The sequence below is a fragment of the Cohnella kolymensis genome, assembly GCF_000829465.1.
GTDB classification, from domain to species: Bacteria; Bacillota; Bacilli; order Paenibacillales; family Paenibacillaceae; genus Cohnella; species Cohnella kolymensis.
In genome coordinates this window covers 122,354-146,230 of record NZ_JXAL01000033.1, presented here as the reverse complement: position 1 = coordinate 146,230, position 23,877 = coordinate 122,354, and the positions used below count along the sequence as shown (strand labels likewise).

Genomic DNA, 23,877 nt, shown 5'->3' with positions numbered 1-23,877 from the left:
CGATCGATTAATTGTTCAAAATAATATTACAGATACGCCGTTTGCAATGCAACAAGCCAATTAAGCGACATAGTTGAATAGTGGTACGGGGAATCGTATCATAGATAAATGAGGATTTGCATTTGAAATGAGGTCAACGAATGAATAAACCATCCATTTATGGATTGACATTAGATCAGCTGACGGCGTGGCTGCAGGAACATGGGCATACGAAGTTTCGTGCGAACCAGGTTTGGGAATGGCTTTATCGGAAGCGGGTGACGAGCTTTGCCGAGATGGCTGATGTAAATAAAGAATGTACTCAGTTATTGGCGGATCATTTTGTCATTGAGACTTTGGAAGAGCATTTAAAGCAAGAATCGTCCGACGGAACGATTAAGTTTTTGTTTCGATTGCAGGACGGCAACTTGATTGAGACGGTGCTGATGAGCCACAAGTTCGGTTTATCGGTTTGTGTCACGACGCAAGTCGGCTGTAACATCGGATGCAGCTTTTGTGCCAGCGGATTATTAGCCAAAAGCCGTGATTTGTCCAGCGGCGAGATTGTGGGACAAATTATGAAGGTCCAGCGTCATCTGGATCAAACAAAGCAGGGTGAACGTGTAAGTCACATTGTAGTGATGGGGATCGGCGAGCCGTTCGATAACTATGACAACATGGCGAACTTCATCAGGACTGTGAAAGATCACAAAGGACTTGCAATCGGTCCAAGACATATCACGGTCTCAACAAGCGGCCTGGCCGAGAAAATTTATGAATTCGCCGACAGCGATTTGCAGGTGAACCTTGCTATCTCGTTGCATGCGCCGAATAACGAACTGCGAACACGAATCATGAAAATAAACCGCGCCATTCCAATAGAGAAACTGATGAAGGCTATTGATTACTATTTAGAAAAAACAAACCGGAGAATTACGCTGGAATATATCCTGCTGAAGGATGTTAATGACCGCAGAGAACATGCTGTTGAGCTGGCTGAGCTGATTGGAGATCGACGCGATCTCGCTAATGTTAACCTAATCCCATATAATCCTGTGGATGAACACAGTCAATATCAAAGAAGCGAGCAGGAATCGGTTCGCGCTTTCTATGATACGTTGAAGAAGCAAGGCATTAGCTGCAGTGTTCGCATGGAACACGGGGCAGATATTGATGCCGCTTGCGGGCAATTAAGAAGCAAACAAATCCGGGCAGCCACATAAAACAAAGAATCCGTCCTCTGGGCGGATTTTTTCGTTATTGGGTATATTTAGACAGAAGAAGCGTTTGTATGGAGGGGGCGTTGTAATGAGTCAAGCAAATTTCGACGAGGCGCGCAGGGCTGAAGCGAATTATCATAAAGAGCTCTACGAAGATAACGAAATTTTAGAGCCCGGCACGTGGATGTCCAAGCCCATTCCACTTGTAATGGAGCTGCTGGACCGGTTGTTGCTGCACAAAACCGATGTGAATGTGCTCGATCTCGGCTGTGGCGCCGGGCGCAATACCATTCCGATTGCGATTGCCCTTAAGAATACAAGCAGTAAAGTGGTCGGGCTGGACTTGCTTGATGAAGCGGTAGCTAAGCTGCGTGAAAATGCTCAAGAATATGGAGTTTCCGATCTGATTGAAGCTGATAAAAGCGATGCTGAACGTGCGGAAATAAGAGAAGATGCTTACGACTATATTATCGCATGCGGCTGTCTTGAGCATGTCTCATCGGAGGAGGCGCTGGTACAGGTGCTTGAGCGAATGAAGCGCGGCACAAAGCTTGGCGGCATCCACTGCATAGAGATGAATACGAATGTGCAGGAGATTGAAACAGATACCGGCCGTGAGCTGCAACCACTGATCGAGCTTAATCTGCCGACGGAAAGAGCTTTTTCCATTTTAGAAGAGACCTATAGAGGTTGGAATGTACTTGAGTATAGAACGAAATTGCAGTCGATTGACGAAGAGAAATACGATAAACCGTCGCAGTTTCGCGCTCAATCGATTATTTTTGCTGTACAGAAAAATCAATGAAAAACACTTCAGTGGGCATCTTCATCACAGATGGCAGCAGCAAATATTTAGCTTGTCATTCCACAGGGAATTCTTTTTATGATCTGCCCAAGGGGCTTAAAGAAGAAGGAGAATTACCGATCGATGTTTGCTGTCGGGAAACAAAAGAAGAAACGGGCATCGTGCTTAATCCGAATGAACTGCAGGATTTGGGCGTCTTTCAGTATATGCAGAATAAGGATTTACATCTTTTTATGTGGAAGACAGCTGCACTACCCGATGTGAATGATTTAGTTTGCTCTTCCTATTTTGAACATCCGAAGAGTAAGAAATTATTGCCGGAGGTCGATGGATATCGATATCTCTTCTTCCATGAAGCCGAGGAGCGAATGACGAGAAGTATGGCGCGAATCATTGACCAGATCGTGAAATCTTTATAGTGGGCGCATTAGGCTGAAAAATTAATTTGACAATCCGAATCGACACTCCGATCCCAATCAAGACCTAATAAGCGTCCAAATCCCGCACACGGCTGCTAACAGAAAGCCGAGCAATCCAGTCCTCATCAGCCATTTTTCCTGTTGTAAAAATGTCCGGGCATTCCTCAGTTGAGCCCGATGTTCCTGTCCCATATTGATTTCCTCCATTTTATGGGGCTCGCCTCGACGCGGCAACCTTCAAGAGAGTTTAGGCGTCAATAGAGGAAAGAACATAGAGAGCAGCGGCACCATAGGAGGCAAAAAAAATGAGAAAAGTTATTTCTTTAATGGTAATATTTATAATTATTGCAGGCTGTCAATCGCCAAACACGATAACTCCAGCAACACAGCCATCCGAGCAGTCAGCGAAACCCATGCCCGGATCCAATGAAAAACTTGCTGTTTACCAGATGAAAGCCGCCGCTAGTCCAGGATCCGATGCAGTCGTTTCCCTCCTGCACACGATAACTGATAAAGATAGAATTAATGTATTTCTTGATGCGTTTGAAACGGCAGAGCCAATGCCTGGAGCAGTGAAAATGATATTTCCACCCTATAAAGTAGTACTCGGTACCGCGGAATACTATCTTTGGATCGACGAAAAGAAGCATGGCGGTTCTATGATGAATTTGGAAAATACGATGAAAATGTATACTCTGTCCGAGTCCGCAGCGTACAAGATAAAAGAGATTTTGTCATGGACTGAACCACAGAAACCAATGGATGGAATTGTTGTGGATAAAAGAACAAATGGAAAATATTCCGAACTTTTAGTGGTTTCTGAAACAAACGACAGCGATTCGGCATGGTATATCGTTGATAAAGATGTCTTTGACAAAACAGACCAGGGACAAAAATTGGCGATCACATCCGGGAGAACACAGATGGAGTCAAATCCGCCGATTCGAGTCGCCATAACGGTAAGCACTCAATGAGCGAGGGAAAGCATGTATAAGAAAGTTAGTAAAAGCATTATTTCAGTAATTTCCTTACTGCTTCTAGTCGTATTGGTGATGAACGGCTTTAACTTCGGCGCAATCATCTGTGAATTCTATCATCCGCGTATTATTGAAACTGAGATATATAGTAATTCCTTAATGAAAAATCAAAACGTAAATATCTATTTGCCGCATGGGTACAATGAAGCGCAGAAATACCCGGTGCTTTATTTGCTGCATGGAAAAGACGGTAATGAAAACAGTTGGTTTAACGGATTTTTTGGAATAAGTGCAGCTCATATCGACCGAACCGCCGACCGTCTAATCAAAGAACAGAAGATAAAGCCTATGATCATTGTGAGCCCAATGATTGACAATAGTTATGGGGTAAACACATCTTCGACTAATAAAAAGGTTGGAGACCACAATGAAGGATTATATGAAGACTTTATTGTTAAAGAGTTGATTCCCTATGTGGATTCAAACTACAGCACCATTCAAAGCAGGGACGGACGCTATGTCGGCGGCCTTTCGATGGGCGGCTTCAGCGCACTGTATTTGGCATTTGCTCATCCTGATCTATTTAGCAAGGTTGGGGGTCACAGCGCAGCGCTAAGGCTTGACGTAAACGCAGGTTCAGGCATTGGATGGTTATTCCAGAACGGACGTGACAGAGAGAATATTGACCCGGTCTACTTAGCAGATCATGTCGTTAATAATGGGCTATCGGTGTATTTAGATCATGGTGATATGGATCATTCTTGGTTAATTGAGGGCAACAAAACGTTGTTTACCATGCTGACAGCGAACAAAATGAATGTCCAGTATGTAATCCAACCTGGTGGTCATGATTATAAATATTGGTCTCGCCAAATTGCCCAATACTTAATGTTTTATTCTGATCCGATGGAAAAGGAGAAATAACGCCCAATGAAGAATAGCATCATAGACCTTAAGTTTAAATACAGTGAACAAGAGTTTAAATCGGCGATGATCCAATCCCATGGGGATACGAAACGAATTGCGTTCGATTTGCTCATAGTAACGCTGCTATTTGCATACGGCATATATTTATTAGCGAATGATCAATACGGTTTCTTCAGTTCATTCATGATCCTCGTTTCCTTGCTATACGTATTCGTTATTATTGCTAGAAACTATATCGTTCCAGTGATGTTGTTCAGAAAAGAGCCCAAGTATAGGAAAGAGTACTTTTTATCCTTTTCAGATGATGGAATTGTATTTAATGCAGGGAGTATCAACGCGAACCTTGATTGGGATTACTACAACGGGATGAAAGAAACAAAAGATTTCGTTATGCTAACCTACGGTAAAAGGGGTCAGACGATCATACCCAAGCGAGTTTTTACAGATGAACAATTAAAACAATTTAAACAGCTGGTCCGAGAGAAAGTGATAAAATAACAGACGTAAAACGAATACGGTTGACGGTAGTCAACGAAGGATAAAATAATGATGTTCAACATTTACTTATCGTTGAAGTTGGAGGGCAGTAACGAATGAAAGAATTGATCCTGGCACTGGTAACGGGACTCATCGTGGGATGCATTTTTAAATTACTTAAGCTGCCGTTGCCTGCCCCGCCGGTTCTATCAGGGATTATCGGCATCGTGGGAATTTTCTTGGGCGGCGTGCTCACCGAACGGGTGCTTGACTGGTTGAGATAAAGGGCACAGAGCCGTGGGTGAACTTGTTCATCCACGGCTTTTTGCTGTGCAAAAAACTCTATACCAATAATAATATTGCTATAATGGAAGACAGAACCAGTCGAATTATGTGATGGCTTAAGTTTATTCGGCCGTGCATATGAAACCCGTTGACAACGGCCAACACATGAAGTAGTACGAGACCCGGAAGCATCAAAATCTCCGCCAGCGGGTTCGCAATAATAAGTACTCCAACGGCAAGCAAATACATACCGCCGATCAACATTCCGGAAGCCGACCACAGAGGTATCATTTTTCGACTGATCTGCATTACACTGCCCGATGCTGTGATCACTCCATACAAGCATGCTGTGCAGACCGCAATCCATTCGTTAATCGTCATCTCACCACTCCCTTTATCATTCGACCAAAGCCGATGACATCATTAAAAGGAGTGTGGTTAACCACATGTCAACCCTCAATCCACAAAGGAGCTGGCCGCTATGAAAATCAGCGAGTTTATCGCACTGCTGAACACCACCAAAGAAACGGTCCGGCACTATGAAGATTTGAATCTTGTAACACCCAAACGTGTTAAGAGCCGGAGGGAATATGGGCAAAAGGAAGTTCTGGATTTTCAGGTCATTCTGGAATTGAAAGGGATGGGTTTGTCCTTAAAAGATATTCAATTGCTGTTTGACTTGAAAAGGGCGATCGGATGCGGGGAACAAGGATTGGTGCGAGAGGTGATTCTACATTTGACCAACCACCTGGAGATGCTTCGCAATGAGGAAGATTTGTTGCGTGAAAGAAGAATGAAGCTGGAGAAGCAGCTCGAAGAAGTAAAACTGTTATTGGTGTAAAAAAGAACAGAAGGGATGATGATTTTCTATGAAATCAACGCTACCGAGGTTAAAGCTTTCCGCCATTTCCGCTTGTCTGGCAGCAGGGCTGCTTGCCGGAAGTGTAATTTCGTCCTATCATTCGGTGTCCGCTGCTGCTACTGCCAGTCAAGCGATAACGATTATGATGAATGGCGCATTATATACACCGGAATCGAACCCTTACGTGTCAAAGGGCACTGTATATCTACCGCTGCGGGAGATTTCCAGCGCATTGAAAGCGGTTGTAGTGTGGCAAAGTCATACGAAGAAGGTGATCATTACACGGCCGGATCAGACCATTGTTCTTACTCTAGGAAAAGCGACCGTGACTAGGAATGGAGCTGAAGTCAAGCTCTCTGCCACGCCGATCGTGAAAGAAAGCCATGTGTATGTTCCTTTCCGCGCAGCAGCGGAAATACTGGGGGCTTCGGTAAATTGGAATAGTAAAAGTCAGACAGTCGATATAACCCATAAGCTTGATTTCGATACAGTGATAGGCGTGAATTCATTCTATTGGCTGAATCGAAAAAACGGTCAGGTGTTTCTAGCGAAGCCTTACGACAGCCAACCGAATCTGCTTGGAGCTATGAATATTGATTTGCAAAGGTTCAGCACAATGAAGCTTGCTTCATCCGGGGGCGTAGACCAGCTGATTGTAGAGGATTACTACGGAGAGCCGCTGCTCAATACGGATGTGTATACCGCATTAATCGTTAAGGGGGCCATTGTGAAACAAACCAAGGTTCATTACTGGCAGCGGTATACGCCGAATGTGACTTTCGACGGCCGCCATCAGGTCATGACTGATGGAAAAGCGATATTTCTGCTTGATGCGACCGGTAAATTAACGAAAGAGTATGATCTGGTCGCAATGACCGGGAACGACGAAACGTTCTCAGTCGAGGGAATCGGGCAAACATATGCGCTAGTCAGGCCGAACACAACGGGTCTTTTGACGCTTATTGACTTGGAAACCGGCGATACGACGCAGATCTACAAACAATTGAACGCCCAAGAACAAGAATATGCTGAGACGAACGATGTACCCTATCATGGTGACCATATTAAATTCGAAAGTGAAAAAGACGGACAGCTCCATTTTTCCTATCACAGTATTTTTGATAATAAGGACCACATGTTTAGCTTTAAGCTGAAATGAAACGAGGAAACGTATGTTACAAAAACTATCGGCAAACGACCCCCTGTTGAGTGAAGAACTCTTTATGAAAGATGAAGTTCAGTACAATTTAATTCACAGAATTACGGAGTCAGAAGACGCAACATGTCTAAAATACAATGACGGAACAATGGTTTTTGCTCAAACACCCGGTAACAATGGTTGGTTATGGATTGCAGATCAAGTGGCGGACGAGCAAAGAAAAGTAATGATCAAACAATTAATTGATTATTTGGGAGGAACACCGTCGCCCGGAATTACGGGAGAACCCCGAGCAGCGGAGATGTTTGCATGGGCTTTTTCTGAGGTACACAATGTTGAATACCATTCCTATAAGCTGCTGCAAGCCTACTGCTGTCCACAAATAGTGAAAGCCAATATTCCCGGTAGAATTCAAGCTGCTGCTGAACAACATGTGGAGACGATAGCGGAGTTTCTGGCAGGCTTTTTGCAGGCAGCCTATGAGGAGACAGTTGATCCCGTAAGCCAACTTGCTGTGGCAGAGGGGATGATCAAAAGCGGTAACTTGCACCTCTGGATTGTGGATGAGCGTCCGGTATCGATGGCTAATATCGCGCATCGTGCTCCGAGACAAGCAAGGATCAATGCTGTTTATACCCCGGCTTCTTATCGCAAGAACGGATATGCAACTGCTATCGTTACCGGATTGTGTGCAATACTAGAAAGCGAGTCTTTAGTACCGATGTTATACGCAGATTCACAGAATCCGGACGCCAATAAAATCTATAAGAAGATTGGTTTCGTGGAGAGTGGGCAAGTACTGGATATAAGGTTTACAACGACAAGCTGAGGAGGCGACCGGAGTGTCCGAGGAGAGAGCAATCCCTTTTCATCCTGTGCTTTCCGCCTGGTTCTCGGAATCATTCGGACTGCCTACCGATGTCCAAAAGCAGGCCTGGCAAGCCATTAATGAAGGCAGCCATACTTTAATTGCGGCTCCCACAGGATCAGGCAAAACGTTGGCGGCATTGCTGCCGTGTCTGGACAATGTAGTCCGATCAAAAAACTCAAGCCCGAATAAAGGCGTCAAAATCTTATATATCACTCCGCTGAAAGCTCTGAACAATGACATTCATCATCATGTGCTCCAGTTCGTCGAACAGTTGGAAGGCCGCGCGGCTGAGAGCGATGTCGAATGGCCGGGGATCCGATGCGAAGTCCGGACAGGTGATACGAGCCAAAGCAAACGGGCAGCCATCATGCGTAATCCTCCGGATGTGCTGATCACCACGCCGGAATCACTCTTTATCATGCTGACCTCGGACAAAGGACGCAAGATCTTGCAGACGGTTGAACAAGTGATTGTGGATGAGATTCACGATCTGGCGGCCGATAAGCGAGGCGCACATTTGTCGCTGTCCCTTGAACGGCTGGCACATGGATGCATGCAAGCGCCTCAGCGCATCGGGGTGTCGGCAACGCAGAAGCCGCTGGATCGTGTTGCGCGTTTTCTAGCGGGATGGCAGGAAACGGAGGAATCTACGGATTCGGACGTGATCGGAATGAGCCCCCGCCCGGTGACAATCGTAGAGAGCACGATGAGCAAAGACATCCGCGTCTTGGTCACCATGCCGGATAATAGCAAGCCGATCACGACGAGGGAAGAAGTGTGGCAGCCGCTGTTGGAACGTATTATGCATGCGATGGAAGGCTGCTGCTCGGTATTGCTGTTTGTGAACAGTCGTCGATTGTGCGAAAGATTATGTTTACGCCTTAATGATCATGTAGGCTACGAAATGGCACGTTCCCACCACGGCAGCATATCCCGGGAGCGGCGTCTTGAAGTGGAACGGATGCTCAAGGAGGGGACGCTTCGCTGTATTGTGGCGACCTCATCGCTTGAGCTGGGTATCGATGTCGGTCATATCGATCTGGTTATACAAGTCGATTCTCCGCAGGAAGCCGCAAGAGGCATTCAGCGGATCGGCCGGGCCGGCCATGCCGTCGGGGAAGCCAGCTGCGGACTCCTGTTGGCACGGCAGAAAGCTGTCTTACCGGAGCTTGCAGTGCTAAGTCGACAGATTGCCCATCGTGAAATAGAAGATATTCGTATCCCGCAAGGTCCGATGGACGTGCTTTCCCAGCACGTGACCGCAATGGCGGCCATGGGCGATTGGAAGGTGGCCAGTCTGCACCGCCTTATCATGCATAGTGACAGTTATCACCATTATCCTCTGCAACGGTTGGAACAAATGCTGCAGGTGTTGGCCGGATTCTACCCGTTCGCCCGCCCGCTTCTCGACTGGGATCGCGACACAAACATGATACGCAAAAGAAAAAACACATCGATGGCCGCTTTAACCGGTGCGGGAACCATCCCGCAGAGCGGCAACTATCCGGTGCATCATCTGGACAGCCGGGCCCATCTCGGCGAGCTCGATGAAGAATTCATTCTCGAGACCCGCGTCGGCGACGTATTTCAACTTGGGACAAGCTCGTGGATGGTTCGCGAGATCCGTAATGATCGGGTTTATGTGTCGGAGGCGGGTAACCGGTTCAGCCAGATTCCTTTTTGGCGCAACGAAGCGGGCGCCCGCAGTTATGAAGTCGGTGTGGAAATCGGCGCTTTTCTGCGTGCAGTTGAAGCACGGCTGCAACTCTCGGACGAAACGGCGTCGACCAACGAAGCGGAGCTGAATAAGCAAGCGGTCGATTGGTTGCAAGAGGTTTACGGAATGGACAGGTTGACCTCGGAAGAGCTGCTTACCCTTGTGCGTTCGCAACATCATGCCTGCGCATTGCCTACGGATCGGCAGATCGTCATTGAGTATTATCGCGATGTGATGAACCAGACACATGTGATTCTGCATAACCACTTCGGCCGCAAGGTGAATCGCGCCTGGCTGCTCGCCATTGAGCGGCAGTTCGAGAGGCTGCTTCCGTACCGCTTATATGGTAACGCCAAGGACAACGGCATTGAATTCGTGCTGCCCGAGTGGGATTCGTCATGGCTTCAGGCGATCTATCATGTGACACCTGCGAATCTGGAGGAACTGCTAACGGAAGGCATTAGCGGTTCACCGCTGCTGGGAATCGCTTTCCGCAGAATCGCGGAGACTTCGCTGCTGCTTTCTCGCAGCTTCAGCCGCACTCCAATGTGGCAGAAACGGCTTCGCAGCGAAGCGCTCCTCCGCGATGCGATGCCCTATGCGGAACATTTTCCTTACCTAAGGGAAGCCATGTCCGAATGCCTCCACGATTATTTGGGCTATGACGACCTCAAACGTGTGCTGGGACAATTAGCGGCAAATGAGATGGAGTTTGTCGTGCGGGAGACGCCGTTTCCCTCTCCTTTCGCCTCACAGTTTCTAATGGATTATGTGAACATGAAAATATACGAAGGCGACGGAATGGACGAAACCATCCGTCTCCAGTTGATGAACGTAAGCAAGGAAATGGCCGGTCAGCTTTTCGGATCGGAGACGCTCGGCAATGCGATAAGCGAGGAAGTCATACAACAGGAGAGCCGTCGGATGAGCGAGCCTGAGCGCCGTCCGACCAATGCGGACGAGCTCGCTGCTCTGCTTAAAACCCGCGGTGACTTGACCGCCCAAGAATTAACGAAGCTGGCAGGGGAACTGGCGCTGGAATGGCTGCAGCTGCTGCAGGATCAGGAACGTGCGCTGCCGTTGGATCTAGAGGGTGACGGAGAATATCGTTGGATCAGTTCCGATGAACAGGAAATGTACGCGGAATTTCCGGAGACGGAGAAATCCGTTAATTTCGTGCTCGGGCGCTACGTCGACCATCTGCTTTCCTTCACTGAAGCCGATCTATGCGACAGATACCCCGCACTTACTTTAGAACGAGCGACAAAAGCGGTGGAGCAACTGCTTGCGAACGGGTTAATTGAGCAAGCGCCGCACGCTGCCGATGAAGAGGAGCGGCTATGGACAAGCTCCAAAGTCGCCTCTCGGCTGGTGCGGCTGTCGATCCGCCATGCGCGCAATCAGGCAGAGCCGGTAGAACCGGCACGCTGGTGCGGCCAAATCGCCATGATGCAGCACGCGCTTCAAGGAACACAACAGCAAGGCAGCAATGGGCTTCGCACTGTGATCGAACGGCTGCAAGGACTGTTCTTTCCGCTGTCTCACTGGGAGTCGATTTTTTTCCGACCCGGCTGGTGAATTACCGGAAGGAAGAGCTTGATCTGCTTTGCGCATCGGGCGAAGTCATATGGATCGGCTGCAAAGACGAAGGGGACAAAGAAGGCAAAATCGCCTTTTTCCTTGCGAGCTCCAAGTCTTTATACGAGCCTTTCTTGAACGGTACGACACAGGAGCCGACCAAACATCCGAAGCTTCTGAAACTTTTGGAGGAGGGGGGCGCCAGCTTCCTCACCCGGCTTAGCCGGGAAACGGACAAGCCGCCTTCGGAGCTGATTCCGGACTTACTGGAGCTCGTATGGGAAGGCCGCGTCTCCAATGATCAGTTCGCTCCTCTTCGGCTTCATGCCAACGTCAAAAGCTCCAGATGGGCGAAAACGGGATCCGGTCTGGGCCGTTGGTACGCAACAAGCATGCTGTCCGAGGAGGACGCATATTCTGCGCAAGGAGAGGAAGCCGCAGCAACAGAGTCGCCGGTTTTGACCTGGGTGAACCATTTGCTGAAGGGATACGGAATGATCAACAAGGAGCTGACTGCGAAAGCTGCTCCATTCTCTTGGGATACTTTCTATCCGATGTTAAAACGTTTGGAAGAGTGGGGCGCACTGACAAGGGGCACGTTCATTAAAGGAATGTCGACGCTGCAGTTCACGACACGGGAGCTCAGCGACACGGTGCGTAAGCCGCTGCCTGTGTCTTCGGACACATCGTCCACTGTACTCTCTTCCGCAGATCCGGCCAACCCGTTCGGGTTAATCATCGACTGGCCTCAATCGGTTGAAGGTGCGTCCTTCGCCCGTAAGCCGGGGAATTATTTGGTGCTGAAAGGTGATCGGTGGTTGTACTGGATTGAGAACAATGGCAAGCGGATATTTAGTCTGCCTGGTTCCCATGCGGAGGTCACTCCTGTGGAAGAACAAGCGGCGCTGCTTAAAGCGGCCTTCCAATCTATCATCCGCAGGCAAGGTTTAGTAAAAATTTCAGTGGATCTATGGGATGGAGAGACAGTAACAGACACGGACGCCGGCAAGCGGCTTCTGCAGCTTGGGGCGGAACGTGACCTCAAATCCCTCGTATTCTGGTCGAATTGAGATTATTTTTGCCCGCCATGCGTAAAGGCAGCAACCATACTCATTGCGATATAGGCTCCGCCGGTAAACCAGTCTTGGATTTTGGATTTCAGGGGGCTCCCTGTCACCCATTTTCGAAGACTGGATGCAAGAATCGCGTAAGTTCCGTCACTGATAAAAGCAATGACAAGAAAAATACACCCTAAGGTTAAAAACTGAAGTGGAGTTGATCCGGCAGAGGGTGAGATGAATTGCGGCAAAAAGGCGAGAAAGAATAGTGCTGTTTTCGGATTGAAAATGGCAACGATAACCGCTTCGAAAAACACTTTCTTAAGCTTTTTGGCCTCGAATTTTGGCATTTCCGCTGGCGTCGCAGCAGGTGAGAAGAACAACTTCTTGCAGCCTAGATATAAAAGATACACGGCTCCCAAATATTTGACGATATTGAAGGCCAATGAGGACGCCATAAGGAATGCGGAGATTCCGACAGCTGCTGCGATCACGTGAACGAATCCGCCGACGGCTATCCCCATCACCGACAATAGACCGGCCGTTCTTCCCTGATCGATGCTTCTCGCAATGATGTAAAGAACAGCCGGGCCTGGAGTAACGACGAGAACAACGACTGCGGCCAAAAACAACCAAATATGAGGAAACTCCATTTTTATTCATTCCTTTGTGTATGTTATAGAGTGCATTATTCAGACATTGTACCGAATTGCTGCATGCTCGTAAATATATGGGGGTAGATCTCTTGTCGCAAAATGATTACAGCATCGCACATCATGCTCTGGATCATTATCAGATGTCCGACTGCAGGATCGAATTTCTCGGACAGAGTGACAACGTCACTTTTCGTGTGGTGCCGAAGTCGAGCTCTGGTTCATTCCTATTGAAAATTCTCAATCCATCCTATTCGCTGACAATGATAGAATCCGAGCTTTTATGGCTTGAAGCGATCAGTAAGGACACAGAGCTGGTTACTCCTTTGCCTATGAGAAATAAAACCGGCCATTTAGTGACCAAGCTAGTAACGGCAGATGAACATAAATCTGTCTATGTTACGATGCAGTATTGGGTGGAAGGAGAAGTTCTGGACAGACAGCCTGAACCCGCTGAAATCCTTTCGCTAGGCTCTCTAATGTCCACTCTTCATACGCATGCTCAAAGCTGGACAGTTCCTGCCGGCTTCAATCGCCCGTTGTACGGAACGGATCACATGCACACTTCGTGTAAGCAGATCAAGCTCTTGGTTGACAACGGAATAATCGACTCCGCCACATATGAGGTTATTCTCCAGACCGAGGCAGTGATCGACCGCGAATTTACACGACTGCCCGCGACGAAAGAGTCATGGGGGCTCATTCATTCGGATCTCCATGAAAGCAACTATGTTTTCCATAACGGGCAAGCGCGGCCGATTGATTTTTCGGCATGCGGCTTTGGATATTTCCTGTTTGATGTCGCGGAAACTCTTCTGCATTTAACGCCGGATCGTCGCCAATTGTTTGTTGAAGCATATGGAAAGTATCATGCGCTGCCGGATAACTATGAGCGGCAAATAGAGGCTTTTTTTCTGTGGGCAGTATTTAGAGGGTATGCTTTCCATTCGGTAAATCCGGATGAATACGAATATTTGTCTGAAAGTGTGCCCGCCATAGCAAACCGCTTCTGCAAAAAGTACTTGTGTGGAGAACCGTTTTTATTGAGAGGATGACAGGCTTGTTGAAAATAGAAAATGAACGGGACATCATCCGGTTGGTCGAGGAAGACGAGTGGATGATGCATATATTGAAAACCGTTCATCGTTTAAATTTGCCGGATTGGTGGGTATGTGCAGGATTTGTACGCTCTAAAATCTGGGATGTGCTGCACGGCTTTAGTGAAAGAGCGCATTTGCCCGATGTGGATGTCATCTATTTCGATGAGCTTCACATCGATGAAGCGGAAGAAAAGAGACTCGAAGAAAAGCTGCGCAGGATCGATCCTGAAATTCCTTGGTCGGTCAAAAATGAGGCAAGAATGCATAGGGTGAGCGGCATACCGCCGTATACATCCTCGGTAGATGCCATTTCCAAGTTTCCGGAAACAGCGACGGCTTTGGGGCTGACATTAAACAATGATCATAAGGTTATTTTAACTGCTCCTTGCGGGATAGAAGATGTTGTTCAATTGGCGGTGAAACCGACGCCCTATTTTGATGAAACGAAAGAAGGGGCAGTAATCTATGAAGAGCGCATCGTAAAGAAGAACTGGAAGGGGATCTGGAGTAAGATTACGGTGATACATAGCAAAAAGTCAGCGGATTTCCGCTGACTTTTTATTAATCATTAAGACGCTTCCGGAAACAACATAGATGATAATTGCAATAACTTGCCCGCTTCGCCTGAGAATCCTCTCTCCTTAAGCGTATCTGCAATGAAGTTGAATTCACCTTGCAGAACAAGATAGCGATCCGGATTATTCTGCTGAATGTCTGCGTACTCCTTCATGGCAGCATCAACGCCGCTGGAATCCGTTATTTGCGCCAGGTGATGGGCGATGGACCTCTTGATACGAGAGATATCTTCGCCCAGCAGGACATCTAGAATAGTGGTGTACACAATTTTCAGTCCTACATAATCGGAATTCGTCATGACGCTCACAGCAATTCCTTCATCAGGCAGCAGTATGAGGTTGCTGCGGAAGCCTGTGTCCCTGCCGGCATGCGACACCATTCGGATGCCTTTATATTCTCCCAAGAACCAAGATAGCCCGATCCCTTCCATCTCCGCACCATAATCTGTTGAGGCATACTTCTTCCACAATTCGTTATAGCTTACCTGCTGCAGAATCCTCTGACCGCCGGGCACATCGCCTTGATGCAATTGGGCAATCGCATAACGGCACATCTCTTCCGCGCTTGCGTATAACGTGGAGCTTGGAGCATGAGCACGGTTATAAGGGAAAATCTCACTAACTTCCGCACCGTAACCCTTTGTCAGCCCCAAAATATGAGGCGTCGCCAATTGACCGTCATCAGCCTCCGTTTTTAAGAAGGAGCTGGAATCCATACCTGTCGGTCGCAAGACGTTCTCCTTTATGTACTGCTCGAAGGAAACACCCGACACTTTGGCGATGATGTCGCCGAGTATTTCATAACCGATATTGCTGTAAAAGAATTGCTCGCCCGGATGCCACATGAGCTGTCTGTCGTCAATACTTTTGACGTATCGCTCCAGACTCTCTTTATCGTACTGCGGGCGATCCCATTCATAATCGTCTTCATCCGGCATCCCCGACGTATGGTTCAACAGCTGTCTGACGGTAATGAGCCGAAATCTGTCGTCCGAGAGCGTAAAATAGGGCAGATACTCCGTAACATAACCGTCCAAATTCATCTTTCCGCGCTCAGCCAACTGCATGATCCCGGTCGCGACCAGCGTTTTTGACACGGAAGCCATATGGAATAACGTCTTTTCGTCGACCGGTTCGCCCTTTGTTACATTACTCACACCGAAACCTTTGGCGTATATCGTCCGATAGTCTTTCACGATACCGACGGCTAGGCCTGGAATGGGGTGGTCCTGAACAAATTGTGAGAGTGCCTGATCCAGGCGTTCTCTGATGCGCTGAATATCGCTCATTGTATCCTCCGATTAATAGAATATGAAGCTATAAGAAATCGGGATACGATACTTTATACCAACGGTCCCACCTCTTTCACGGTTTTCATGCTATTAATTTTGCTGCACCCCGACATGAGAAGAAGAGCAAGAGCTGTGCAATGATATAAAGGATGCCCATCACGAAGGTCCATTCCACTATGGATTCTGTCCAGTTTAACGAGAATGGTAGTGCAAGAAGCCAGACTGCGGATATAAGGACGAAAAATTTACGGCGCGCATTGACCGTTGCCGCGAATTCCTTTGCGGAAGCTTCGGCTGCGTGACGTGAAACTGTGTACATGAAATGATTGATGAAGATCATCGTAAGGAATAGCATTATGCCGCTGTATACGAGCAGAGGGATGGAGGCGGTCGCCGGCCCTCCCGGGACACCCCAGACCGGGAAGATTTCCGCTAATGACAGCAGCATTAGAATTGCGGCAATCGGTTCCATCTTCAGGTAGACATTACGCCAATGTCCAAGATTTCTTACTGCGCTCCACATGAGACCGTATCCCACAATATCGGGTAGAACGTCGAAAAACCCGAATCGGAAGTCAATCAGCGTGAACAGCACACCCCAACCGAATCGGACAAAGGCTGCATTCATGGCTGTGCCTCCCCTTTGCGGAATCGAACGTAATTGGCTAGATCATCCTCATAAAGCTCAGGCTGCGAGTTGACGAACGCTGTGCCGGCCGTTTCGCCTTTCGAGTTTTCATAAGTAATTAAGAGCTGATAAGCATTGAAGCGGCGAATATCGTCTTCCGGTAATTGAAAGCGATAGTACATAGCAACTGACGCACCTGCGCGCAGTTCCATAGGAAATGCACTTATGTCGTTTGCCTTCCTTCCGTTAAACTCAATATCTATCGTTCCGTCCAGCACTTCCGGAAAACTATGAGAAACCTTGATGATCTGCACATCATGCCGAACGGTATAACGCGAGAGGCCGGTTCCGTCGTTAGAACCGCTTGTCAAGTGCGATGCCAACGTAATCTCTTTCTGTTCGTCAGGATGAACGATGACTTTTCCGATTGGCACAGTTTCTACCAGACCGTCATTATAGCGTACACTCACTTGCTCAAAGGCCAATTGCTCTTTTATTTGCTGAAGCATTTCAGGATAGGCGGTAACAATCGCTTCCCGGAGCTGTAAGCGTCCGCGTTCACTGAACGTACTCGTAGCCGCGACATTAAGAAGAATCCCGTTCGGCAGCTCGAATTGATAGGGCTCCCGTTTCGAGTCACTGTTCGCAATATAATAAAGCCGCATGTGACCTAGCAGGGAAGCAGGCAATTCGTAGTAGTGATTGAGAAACAACGGTTTCTCAAGCTTTTGCGATTCGTAAACCCACAAGTTTCCGCCCCATGACAGAGCCATCGCCAAGGTGAGCAGCCACCATTTCCAGTATTTCTTCACAGAGCCCCTCCACTCCAGAACATTTTCCATACATCTTAGACGTTTCATCAGTCATATTGGTCGCGTTGCCAAACTAAAATCTTCACATCTGCTCGAGGCGATTGGCTAATTGAACTCGAAACACAAGGAATCGGCGGAGAATATGACGAATTATTATCAAGAGATAAAGCCATAAATGAGGTGCCAACTGTGATTCAATTTTCTAATGAGCGTGTGACGATTTTCCAAAGTGATTTGTACCAAACAACTTCAACTGTGATTGAAACCGACGATTTTATTTTAATAGTGGATCCTGCGTGGCTGCCGGGCGAAATCCAACAAATCCGGAATCATGTGACCTCGCTTCCACAGCACAAACAGCGTTTTCTCTTGTTCACGCATGGCGATTTTGATCACATTATAGGCTGCAAAGCGTTCCCTGAAGCGAGGACCATTGCCAGTATCGAACTGCGAGATCATCCGGAGAAAGAGGCAAGAGTCAAGTCTATCCATGATTTTGATACAAGCCGCTATATTACACGGGATTATCCGGTGGAATACCCCCAAATCGATATCGTCATTGAAAGAGACACCCAGCAGATTCAGATCGGCTCGAGTCAATTAACTTTCTACAAAGCGCCGGGGCATACCAATGACGGCTTGTTCACCATTGTCGAATCGCTCGGGATATTTTTGTGTGGAGATTACCTATCGGATTTTGAGCTGCCTTTCATTTATCATAGCGCCCGTGAATATGAACGCACGATGATTAAAGCGAAGAAGATGCTGGAGAGTCACCCAACCAAGCTGTTGATCCCGGGACACGGTAAGCACACTGAGCAGACTTCTGAGATGGAGCGGCGGATAGCCGTGTCCATCAACTACATAGAGCGGTTAAAGCAAGCAGTAATTGCCGGCGATGAGGAAGCGATGAATACACTTAGACAAGAACATGGCTTTCTCTCATCCTTCACGGACGGCTGTCATAGAGAAAATGTAAACATTATTCAAAGTGAGTATGTAGAAAAAGGGGAGAAGTGATGAAAGTGCATGATTATAACGACTTTAAGTCCCGCGTATTCTCAGAGGTACATAAGCAGGTGATCGGTCAGGACGATGCATTGCAATTGATTGTCGCCGCTCTTCTTGCCGAAGGGCATGTTCTGCTTGAGGATGTTCCGGGCACGGGAAAAACGACGTTGGCTAAAGCGCTTGCTCAAACTTTCAAAGCGGAATTCAATCGGGTTCAAGCAACTCCCGATCTGCTGCCTCAGGATTTGCTGGGCGGCATGATCTACCGTCCGCAGACGGGCGAATTCCAATTGCGCAAGGGACCGATATTCACCCAGTTCCTGTTGTTCGATGAAATCAACAGATCCACACCGCGCACCGCTTCGGCGCTGCTTGAAAGCATGGCGGAAGGTCAAGTCAGCATAGACGGTCGGACGGAAAAGCTATCTACTCCGTTTTTCGTCATCGCGACGCAAAATCCGTTGGAATCTCAAGGTGTATTCCCCCTTCCCGAAGCTCAGCTGGACCGGTTTCTCGTCAAAGTAAAGCTGGGCTATCCGAACCTGGAGGAAGAGGGGCGAATCCTTCAAAGGTTTCGCTCCGGCATTCAGCCGGAACAACCGAATCCCGTCATTACCCCCGAGCAGCTTTGCGAGATCCAGCAGCAGTGCAAGACGGTGCGCTTATCGAAAGATGTGGAAACCTATCTTTTACAGATTGCTCGCCGAACAAGAGAGGACAAGGCGTTCATCACAGGCGCCAGCCCTCGCGCAAGCCTTGCTCTTATGGCGTTGTCGCAAGCACTGGCATGGATGGACGGCAGGGATTATGTCACACCGGATGATATCAAACGCGGTGTGGTTCCTGTTTTTTCTCATCGTGTGCAATTGACGCCTGAATATAGAGCAAGAGGCGATAGCGAAGAGTCGGCGCTGCTCGGCATCCTTGAACGGACTCCGGTGCCGGCGGAGCTACGGTCACTCCATAAAGGAAGCGGGAAAAAGCGATGTGGCTGTTGTTATGGTTTATTTTGATTCTGGTAGTCTTTTCGCTGTGGGCGGCTCCTGAATATTGGGGAGCTAAGGTATATCCCCGCATCCGCGTCGAGACGGAGCCCGTGGATACGATCGTCGACATCGGTGACCCTGTAACGTTTCGCTGCCGTTTTATTAACCCGACTCGATTGCCTTGTCCTCGCATAAGGCTTTCTTGGGTGCTGCCGGAACATCTTAGAAGCGGATCCGATACAGATACGGGACAAGTCGACATTGATTTCTATTTGATGCCCCGTCAAAGCGCCGAAGTGACTTTCACGGTCTATGCGGCACGCCGGGGTGTCGCCGAATGGAATGAAGCATACTTACAATTTACGGATCTGCTAGGGCTGCGCAAAGAGTACCGAACCGTCTATGTGCATGCAAGAATGGTCATTCGGCCAAACCGCAAGAAACCGATCGAAGTCACGAAAGCGTTAACCGAGTTAATCGGAGAGATGCGCACAAGACGTTACTATAGTGAAGACCCGAGTCTGTTCATGGGGTTGCGTCCTTATCAGGCAGGGGACCCGCTTCGCGGTATAAGCTGGCTCGCTACCGCAAGGAGCGGTGAGTTAATGGTGAAGCAATTCGGTCATACGACGGCTTCCAAAGTGCTTATTCTCTTTAACGGGCAAACGGTGTATCCATTTTGGAAGACGTTTTACAAGCATCGTATTGATGTGATGTGCGAGAGACTTATCCAAATTGCCGACAAGCTCATCGATAATGGAACATCCGTCGGCTTGCTGACGAATCTCAATGACAACATTATGCGGAGCTGCTATGAACCTGCCGCATCGGGTGCTTATCAATCGGCGCGTCTGGCTAACCGGATGGGCTCAATCACTCCCTATGCGACATCTTCTATGGCTGACTTGATCCATTCTGCATCCGATTACGCTGCACAAGACGATACCATTCTTCTGCTTACATCTTATTGGGATGCAGAAGGCATTCGGGCTTTAGCCGGAATGAGCCGCAGATTCAAGAGTGTCTTAGTTTATAACCTGAATTGGGGCGAGCAGACAGGTACTTTGCCGGGCGTACCGACATTCACCGAACAGTTATCAGAAGATGAACCCGGGGAAAAGGGGGAAGTCTCTTGACTCAACGGGAAATTTCACCGCCATGGTTTGGCTTTCTCGAAGGCTGTATCGTAATGAGCTGGCTTCTGCTGCTGTCCGGCCTCATGGTCGATTCGGATGAGATGTCGGTGCTGATTGGCTTTCCGATCCTTCTCTTTGTAAGCGGATGGTTAATGAATGTTTTGAATAGATCGGCAGGTTCAACTGTTGTGGCCGCTGCCGGAGCAATCGCCATCATCTTAGGCAGTCTGTCTTTTTTCATTCCATTCGGAACTACGCGTTTTCTGATAGTGGTGCCGGTGATCGGATTCATTTTCGTGAGTCGCTTCAGCCGTATATTATCGCAAGATCAAACGATGGAGTATATGTCACGCCGATACTTTTTACAGGAGTCGTTCGTTATTCCGTTCTTATGTCTTTTCTGTTTCCAATATGGACTTAAAAGTTCACTCGTTTCACCCGTATTACTGGTCGCCGGCGTAGCTGCTTACCTGTTCTTGCGCTGCTTCCAATTGGTGCTGATACAGAGAACTCTTCGCGGGAAGTGGCAACTTCAAATATGGAACACGATGCTTCCGGTCGGTTTCTTTGTGGCGGCGCTTCTTATACTGGCAGCTTTTCCATATATCCTTTATGTGACTGCGTGGATTTTTGTGCCGATTATGGATCTTCTAGCTTCTTTCCTCGGACGGTTCAAAAGAACACCGCTGGAATCTCAAGAGGACAATCCACCTGCCGACGAGGAACAAATGGCTCAGATGTTAGAGGAAATGAGGCAGGCAGCATCTCACCCTGTACATATACCGGATTGGGCATTGATTCTGACCATCATGCTTATTGCGGGGGCCATTTTGGTTATTTTCCAAAAAAAGAAAGGGATCCGGCGAACAATATCACCAACCGTCCCCGCTGTGCAAATCATTCGAAACAAATGGTCGGAAAGCCGTGGACTGCAATATGTGCAATCCGATTCACCCGTTCGGCGAATCTATCAACAAATGCTGCAATGGTTTGAGCGACAAGGAAAGCCCATCCGAATTCATGAAACGCCAAGGGAATTTGCGGCAAGACTCCGGCAGGAGCAATGTTTGGATAGCGTGCAGGAACGCGATGTGGAGGAACTGTCAATGAACTACGAGCGCGTGCGCTATGGTGCGGCCGCTTCATCGGAGGACAACGAGCTGATGATTCGGAAAGCCCGGCAAGCATTAGAACGTCTAAAGTCAAAGCCGGATGCCGGAAGCGGTGATTGATATTCGATAGGGGGGTTAAAATGGCAGTATGGCGCAAGATGTGGGTGGCTGCTGCGATCGGCATTTTGTCACTCATGCAGCCGTCAACGGTACTGGCCAACGGGGGGCCTCTTATGGAGCCTGCTGACGGCAACGGAAATCTGCAATTTGACCCTAATTCCAATATCAGGCTGGTTGCAGAGAAAGTAATATATTCGATTAGAGGTCCCGATGGCGCCGACGATACCGAAGTATTGGTGGAATACGAGTTACATAATAGAAACGGTCATATTAAGACAGCCGATATCTTGTTCCTCACTCCTGCGAGCGGCGATTTCACTGTCACTGAAGGGAGTCACAAGCTGACGACTGCTCCCGCAACGAGAGGCATCCCCATCGATTGGCACACTGACATCAAATACAATGTTGTTGATCCTATAAGCAGTAAAATATTAGAGATACCCGATGGATACGGAATTAAGGCAACAGGAACACGCTTCAGTTTGACGTTCAAACCGAATGAAAGGAAGCACATCCACATCCGATATCGAGACAGCGGAGGCATGTATGATAAAGGCGTTATCAACACGGTATTTACACATTTGTATTATTTAACGCCGGCAGAGTTTTGGGATGGGGATCCCCGTGTGGAGCTTGAGGTAAAATTTGCGCAACCTGGCAGCCGGCTGAACAGCAACTTACCGCTGCAGAAAAGCGGCCCATTGAGCTACAAAGCCGCGTTCGATCGTCTGCCGGATAACGATTGGTATTTTTCATATACCTATCCGAAGAGGCTGCTCTTTCCAACGAATGTGGAGCGTGACCATAATCTGCTGGTGCTGGCAGCTGCGGCCGTGTTGACGGCGATTGCGGCATGGCTGGCGCTTAAGCTGCGGAACACGCTCATATTTTTTTTTCAGCGCAATTGGGATCTTCGTGTTTATCTGTTACTACATTACGAAAATGGGCGGCTATCCGTTTAATCCTGTGTTTGTAGGGTTCACCGATATCGCAGCGGGCTTGATATTGCTGCTGTGTTTTGTGAGAATCAGGAAAAGAGTAAAAGCCGCGGCTTAGAGAAGCAAATGGAGGAGATCAGTATGAATCTTGGATTACAAGGGAAAACGGCGATCGTCACAGGCGGCAGCAAAGGCATCGGGCTTGCTGCGGCACTGACGCTGGCTGCCGAAGGGGCTCAAGTGTCAATCGTTGCTCGGAACATCGAAGCTCTGGAGAAAGCTGCACGGTTGATCGTTGAGCAGACAGGAACAGAGCCGCTTATTATTTCGGCAGACGTCTCTCTGGAGCATGAAGCTCGCCTCGCTGTGGAGATGACTGTCGAACGGTTCGGCGGCGTCGAAATTCTGATTAATAATGCCGGAACGATGGCTGCCATGCCTTTTGAAGACGTATCAACTGAAATGTGGAACACGGACTTGGATTTGAAGCTTCTCGGTGCGGTTCATTTCGCTCGGGCTGTCGTTCCTTACATGCGTAAGCGTGGAGGCGGCGCAATCCTGAATGTTACTGCAATCGGAGGAAAAACACCGACCGAATCATCTTTGCCGACGTCCGTCAGCCGTGCTGCGGGATTGGCTCTCACCAAGGCGATGAGCAAAGATTTGGCCGGCGATAACATTCGGGTAAACGCGGTTTCCATCGGGTTTGTCCGCAGCGATCAAATCGAGCGCATGTGGCAAGCGACGGCGCCGGAGCTGACTTGGGAGCAGTTTGCAGCCGATCCTCGTCATCAGATACCTCTCGGACGCATCGGACGAACGGAAGAAGCCGCTAACGTGATCACTTTCCTTGTGTCGGAAGCGGCGTCTTATGTGACTGGAACCGCGGTTAACATTGATGGAGGAAAAGCCGCGGTGTTATAATGGACGAATTGTATATCGACCAAATTTGGCTGTCCCCCTCCAACATTCGACATTTTTTTTGAATCACGAGCAATGGGTAGATAAGAACGCAAAATGGCCGTTCCTAATTGGAACGGCCATTGTTTTGTATTGAGACAAAGAAGTAATCAAAGTATTCCGGATTAGCCATCACTGAATTACCCATATCATTTTGAGCCATTTTGTAGGTAAATTACTTACATGAAAGGGCTTGCATAAAGAAAAATATGGTGTTAAT

Annotated in this window: 25 protein-coding genes; 20 read left to right on the top strand and 5 right to left on the bottom strand. The window is 48.2% G+C overall.

What is annotated here, in order from left to right; all coding sequences use genetic code 11:
- The first annotated feature begins 140 nt into the window (after nucleotides 1-140).
- The 7 genes from rlmN to SD71_RS23340 all read left to right on the top strand — a co-directional run bounded on the left by rlmN (nucleotide 141) and on the right by SD71_RS23340 (nucleotide 5,088).
- Complete coding sequence (rlmN, locus tag SD71_RS20445) at nucleotides 141-1,202, top strand: 23S rRNA (adenine(2503)-C(2))-methyltransferase RlmN (RefSeq protein ID WP_041067438.1); 1,062 nt, start codon at nucleotides 141-143, stop codon at nucleotides 1,200-1,202.
- 85 nt (nucleotides 1,203-1,287) lie between these two features.
- Nucleotides 1,288-2,004: a class I SAM-dependent methyltransferase gene (locus SD71_RS20440; protein WP_041067436.1), complete on the top strand. Its 717-nt coding sequence runs from the start codon at nucleotides 1,288-1,290 to the stop codon at nucleotides 2,002-2,004.
- A complete protein-coding gene (locus SD71_RS20435) occupies nucleotides 2,001-2,423 on the top strand; it encodes an NUDIX domain-containing protein (RefSeq protein ID WP_041067433.1) in 423 nt (140 codons plus the stop codon). The genes SD71_RS20440 and SD71_RS20435 overlap by 4 nt, the downstream gene beginning before the upstream one ends.
- 305 nt (nucleotides 2,424-2,728) lie before the next feature.
- Nucleotides 2,729-3,397 carry a hypothetical protein gene (locus SD71_RS20430; protein ID WP_041067431.1) on the top strand — a complete coding sequence of 223 codons (669 nt, stop codon included), beginning with the start codon at nucleotides 2,729-2,731 and terminating at the stop codon, nucleotides 3,395-3,397.
- 12 nt (nucleotides 3,398-3,409) lie between these two features.
- Nucleotides 3,410-4,324 (top strand): alpha/beta hydrolase, encoded by a 915-nt coding sequence (locus SD71_RS20425; RefSeq protein ID WP_052476463.1) that lies wholly within the window; start codon nucleotides 3,410-3,412, stop codon nucleotides 4,322-4,324.
- 6 nt (nucleotides 4,325-4,330) lie between these two features.
- Nucleotides 4,331-4,825 carry a YcxB family protein gene (locus SD71_RS20420; protein ID WP_041067428.1) on the top strand — a complete coding sequence of 165 codons (495 nt, stop codon included), beginning with the start codon at nucleotides 4,331-4,333 and terminating at the stop codon, nucleotides 4,823-4,825.
- Nucleotides 4,826-4,920: 95 nt separating this feature from the next.
- Nucleotides 4,921-5,088 carry a DUF1427 family protein gene (locus tag SD71_RS23340; RefSeq protein WP_082034380.1) on the top strand — a complete coding sequence of 56 codons (168 nt, stop codon included), beginning with the start codon at nucleotides 4,921-4,923 and terminating at the stop codon, nucleotides 5,086-5,088.
- Nucleotides 5,089-5,146: 58 nt separating this feature from the next.
- Here SD71_RS23340 and SD71_RS20415 read toward each other — a convergent pair whose 3' ends face one another.
- Nucleotides 5,147-5,470 (bottom strand): hypothetical protein, encoded by a 324-nt coding sequence (locus SD71_RS20415; protein ID WP_041067425.1) that lies wholly within the window; start codon nucleotides 5,468-5,470, stop codon nucleotides 5,147-5,149.
- 100 nt (nucleotides 5,471-5,570) lie between these two features.
- Between SD71_RS20415 and SD71_RS20410 the strand changes: the two genes are divergently transcribed.
- The 5 genes from SD71_RS20410 to SD71_RS25220 are packed head-to-tail and all read left to right on the top strand — an operon-like array spanning nucleotide 5,571 to nucleotide 12,346.
- On the top strand, nucleotides 5,571-5,930 hold the full coding sequence (locus tag SD71_RS20410; protein WP_041067422.1) for a MerR family transcriptional regulator: 360 nt from the start codon (nucleotides 5,571-5,573) through the stop codon (nucleotides 5,928-5,930).
- Nucleotides 5,931-5,958: 28 nt separating this feature from the next.
- On the top strand, nucleotides 5,959-7,110 hold the full coding sequence (locus SD71_RS22665; RefSeq protein WP_052476462.1) for a copper amine oxidase N-terminal domain-containing protein: 1,152 nt from the start codon (nucleotides 5,959-5,961) through the stop codon (nucleotides 7,108-7,110).
- A 13-nt stretch (nucleotides 7,111-7,123) separates the two neighbouring features.
- Entirely contained in the window at nucleotides 7,124-7,939 is an 816-nt protein-coding gene (locus SD71_RS20400) for a GNAT family N-acetyltransferase (RefSeq protein WP_041067419.1), read from the top strand.
- Between the two features lie 13 nt (nucleotides 7,940-7,952).
- Nucleotides 7,953-11,276, top strand: a complete 3,324-nt coding sequence (locus tag SD71_RS20395) for a DEAD/DEAH box helicase (protein WP_235427265.1) — start codon at nucleotides 7,953-7,955, stop codon at nucleotides 11,274-11,276.
- Nucleotides 11,273-12,346 carry an Lhr family helicase gene (locus SD71_RS25220; protein ID WP_235427264.1) on the top strand — a complete coding sequence of 358 codons (1,074 nt, stop codon included), beginning with the start codon at nucleotides 11,273-11,275 and terminating at the stop codon, nucleotides 12,344-12,346. Before SD71_RS20395 ends, SD71_RS25220 begins: the two co-directional genes overlap by 4 nt.
- A gap of 2 nt (nucleotides 12,347-12,348) precedes the next feature.
- Here SD71_RS25220 and SD71_RS20390 read toward each other — a convergent pair whose 3' ends face one another.
- Nucleotides 12,349-12,987 (bottom strand): LysE family translocator, encoded by a 639-nt coding sequence (locus SD71_RS20390; RefSeq protein ID WP_041067416.1) that lies wholly within the window; start codon nucleotides 12,985-12,987, stop codon nucleotides 12,349-12,351.
- Nucleotides 12,988-13,079: 92 nt separating this feature from the next.
- Between SD71_RS20390 and SD71_RS20385 the strand changes: the two genes are divergently transcribed.
- Both SD71_RS20385 and SD71_RS20380 read left to right on the top strand, forming a co-directional pair.
- Entirely contained in the window at nucleotides 13,080-14,042 is a 963-nt protein-coding gene (locus tag SD71_RS20385; RefSeq protein WP_052476460.1) for a phosphotransferase enzyme family protein, read from the top strand.
- 8 nt (nucleotides 14,043-14,050) lie between these two features.
- A complete protein-coding gene (locus SD71_RS20380) occupies nucleotides 14,051-14,641 on the top strand; it encodes a nucleotidyltransferase family protein (RefSeq protein WP_200889632.1) in 591 nt (196 codons plus the stop codon).
- A gap of 14 nt (nucleotides 14,642-14,655) precedes the next feature.
- Here the strand turns inward: SD71_RS20380 and SD71_RS20375 are convergent, their stop codons facing one another.
- The 3 genes from SD71_RS20375 to SD71_RS20365 all read right to left on the bottom strand — a co-directional run bounded on the left by SD71_RS20375 (nucleotide 14,656) and on the right by SD71_RS20365 (nucleotide 17,394).
- Nucleotides 14,656-15,951 (bottom strand): serine hydrolase domain-containing protein, encoded by a 1,296-nt coding sequence (locus SD71_RS20375; protein ID WP_052476458.1) that lies wholly within the window; start codon nucleotides 15,949-15,951, stop codon nucleotides 14,656-14,658.
- An 85-nt stretch (nucleotides 15,952-16,036) separates the two neighbouring features.
- Nucleotides 16,037-16,582: a hypothetical protein gene (locus SD71_RS20370; protein ID WP_041067413.1), complete on the bottom strand. Its 546-nt coding sequence runs from the start codon at nucleotides 16,580-16,582 to the stop codon at nucleotides 16,037-16,039.
- Nucleotides 16,579-17,394 (bottom strand): hypothetical protein, encoded by an 816-nt coding sequence (locus SD71_RS20365; protein WP_041067410.1) that lies wholly within the window; start codon nucleotides 17,392-17,394, stop codon nucleotides 16,579-16,581. Before SD71_RS20365 ends, SD71_RS20370 begins: the two co-directional genes overlap by 4 nt.
- Nucleotides 17,395-17,583: 189 nt before the next feature.
- On the opposite strand from SD71_RS20365, the gene SD71_RS20360 reads away from it, so the two are divergent.
- The 6 genes from SD71_RS20360 to SD71_RS20335 all read left to right on the top strand — a co-directional run bounded on the left by SD71_RS20360 (nucleotide 17,584) and on the right by SD71_RS20335 (nucleotide 23,621).
- Nucleotides 17,584-18,414 (top strand): MBL fold metallo-hydrolase, encoded by an 831-nt coding sequence (locus tag SD71_RS20360; RefSeq protein ID WP_041067407.1) that lies wholly within the window; start codon nucleotides 17,584-17,586, stop codon nucleotides 18,412-18,414.
- Nucleotides 18,414-19,418, top strand: a complete 1,005-nt coding sequence (locus SD71_RS20355; protein WP_052476457.1) for an AAA family ATPase — start codon at nucleotides 18,414-18,416, stop codon at nucleotides 19,416-19,418. The genes SD71_RS20360 and SD71_RS20355 overlap by 1 nt, the downstream gene beginning before the upstream one ends.
- Nucleotides 19,391-20,527 carry a DUF58 domain-containing protein gene (locus SD71_RS20350; RefSeq protein ID WP_041067404.1) on the top strand — a complete coding sequence of 379 codons (1,137 nt, stop codon included), beginning with the start codon at nucleotides 19,391-19,393 and terminating at the stop codon, nucleotides 20,525-20,527. Before SD71_RS20355 ends, SD71_RS20350 begins: the two co-directional genes overlap by 28 nt.
- On the top strand, nucleotides 20,524-21,759 hold the full coding sequence (locus tag SD71_RS20345) for a DUF4129 domain-containing protein (protein WP_041067401.1): 1,236 nt from the start codon (nucleotides 20,524-20,526) through the stop codon (nucleotides 21,757-21,759). Before SD71_RS20350 ends, SD71_RS20345 begins: the two co-directional genes overlap by 4 nt.
- 20 nt (nucleotides 21,760-21,779) lie before the next feature.
- Entirely contained in the window at nucleotides 21,780-22,721 is a 942-nt protein-coding gene (locus SD71_RS20340; protein WP_041067398.1) for a hypothetical protein, read from the top strand.
- Between the two features lie 117 nt (nucleotides 22,722-22,838).
- Nucleotides 22,839-23,621, top strand: a complete 783-nt coding sequence (locus SD71_RS20335) for an SDR family NAD(P)-dependent oxidoreductase (RefSeq protein WP_041067395.1) — start codon at nucleotides 22,839-22,841, stop codon at nucleotides 23,619-23,621.
- Nucleotides 23,622-23,877 lie beyond the last annotated feature (256 nt).

Bases quoted from the DNA above. Each gene is read 5' to 3' on its own strand.
- rlmN (WP_041067438.1), top strand. From the start codon at position 141: ATGAATAAACCATCCATTTATGGATTGACATTAGATCAGCTGACGGCG.
- SD71_RS20440 (WP_041067436.1), top strand. From the start codon at position 1,288: ATGAGTCAAGCAAATTTCGACGAGGCGCGCAGGGCTGAAGCGAATTAT.
- SD71_RS20435 (WP_041067433.1), top strand. From the start codon at position 2,001: ATGAAAAACACTTCAGTGGGCATCTTCATCACAGATGGCAGCAGCAAA.
- SD71_RS20430 (WP_041067431.1), top strand. From the start codon at position 2,729: ATGAGAAAAGTTATTTCTTTAATGGTAATATTTATAATTATTGCAGGC.
- SD71_RS20425 (WP_052476463.1), top strand. From the start codon at position 3,410: ATGTATAAGAAAGTTAGTAAAAGCATTATTTCAGTAATTTCCTTACTG.
- SD71_RS20420 (WP_041067428.1), top strand. From the start codon at position 4,331: ATGAAGAATAGCATCATAGACCTTAAGTTTAAATACAGTGAACAAGAG.
- SD71_RS23340 (WP_082034380.1), top strand. From the start codon at position 4,921: ATGAAAGAATTGATCCTGGCACTGGTAACGGGACTCATCGTGGGATGC.
- SD71_RS20415 (WP_041067425.1), bottom strand. From the start codon at position 5,470: ATGACGATTAACGAATGGATTGCGGTCTGCACAGCATGCTTGTATGGA.
- SD71_RS20410 (WP_041067422.1), top strand. From the start codon at position 5,571: ATGAAAATCAGCGAGTTTATCGCACTGCTGAACACCACCAAAGAAACG.
- SD71_RS22665 (WP_052476462.1), top strand. From the start codon at position 5,959: ATGAAATCAACGCTACCGAGGTTAAAGCTTTCCGCCATTTCCGCTTGT.
- SD71_RS20400 (WP_041067419.1), top strand. From the start codon at position 7,124: ATGTTACAAAAACTATCGGCAAACGACCCCCTGTTGAGTGAAGAACTC.
- SD71_RS20390 (WP_041067416.1), bottom strand. From the start codon at position 12,987: ATGGAGTTTCCTCATATTTGGTTGTTTTTGGCCGCAGTCGTTGTTCTC.
- SD71_RS20375 (WP_052476458.1), bottom strand. From the start codon at position 15,951: ATGAGCGATATTCAGCGCATCAGAGAACGCCTGGATCAGGCACTCTCA.
- SD71_RS20370 (WP_041067413.1), bottom strand. From the start codon at position 16,582: ATGAATGCAGCCTTTGTCCGATTCGGTTGGGGTGTGCTGTTCACGCTG.
- SD71_RS20355 (WP_052476457.1), top strand. From the start codon at position 18,414: ATGAAAGTGCATGATTATAACGACTTTAAGTCCCGCGTATTCTCAGAG.
- SD71_RS20350 (WP_041067404.1), top strand. From the start codon at position 19,391: ATGTGGCTGTTGTTATGGTTTATTTTGATTCTGGTAGTCTTTTCGCTG.
- SD71_RS20340 (WP_041067398.1), top strand. From the start codon at position 21,780: ATGGCAGTATGGCGCAAGATGTGGGTGGCTGCTGCGATCGGCATTTTG.
- SD71_RS20335 (WP_041067395.1), top strand. From the start codon at position 22,839: ATGAATCTTGGATTACAAGGGAAAACGGCGATCGTCACAGGCGGCAGC.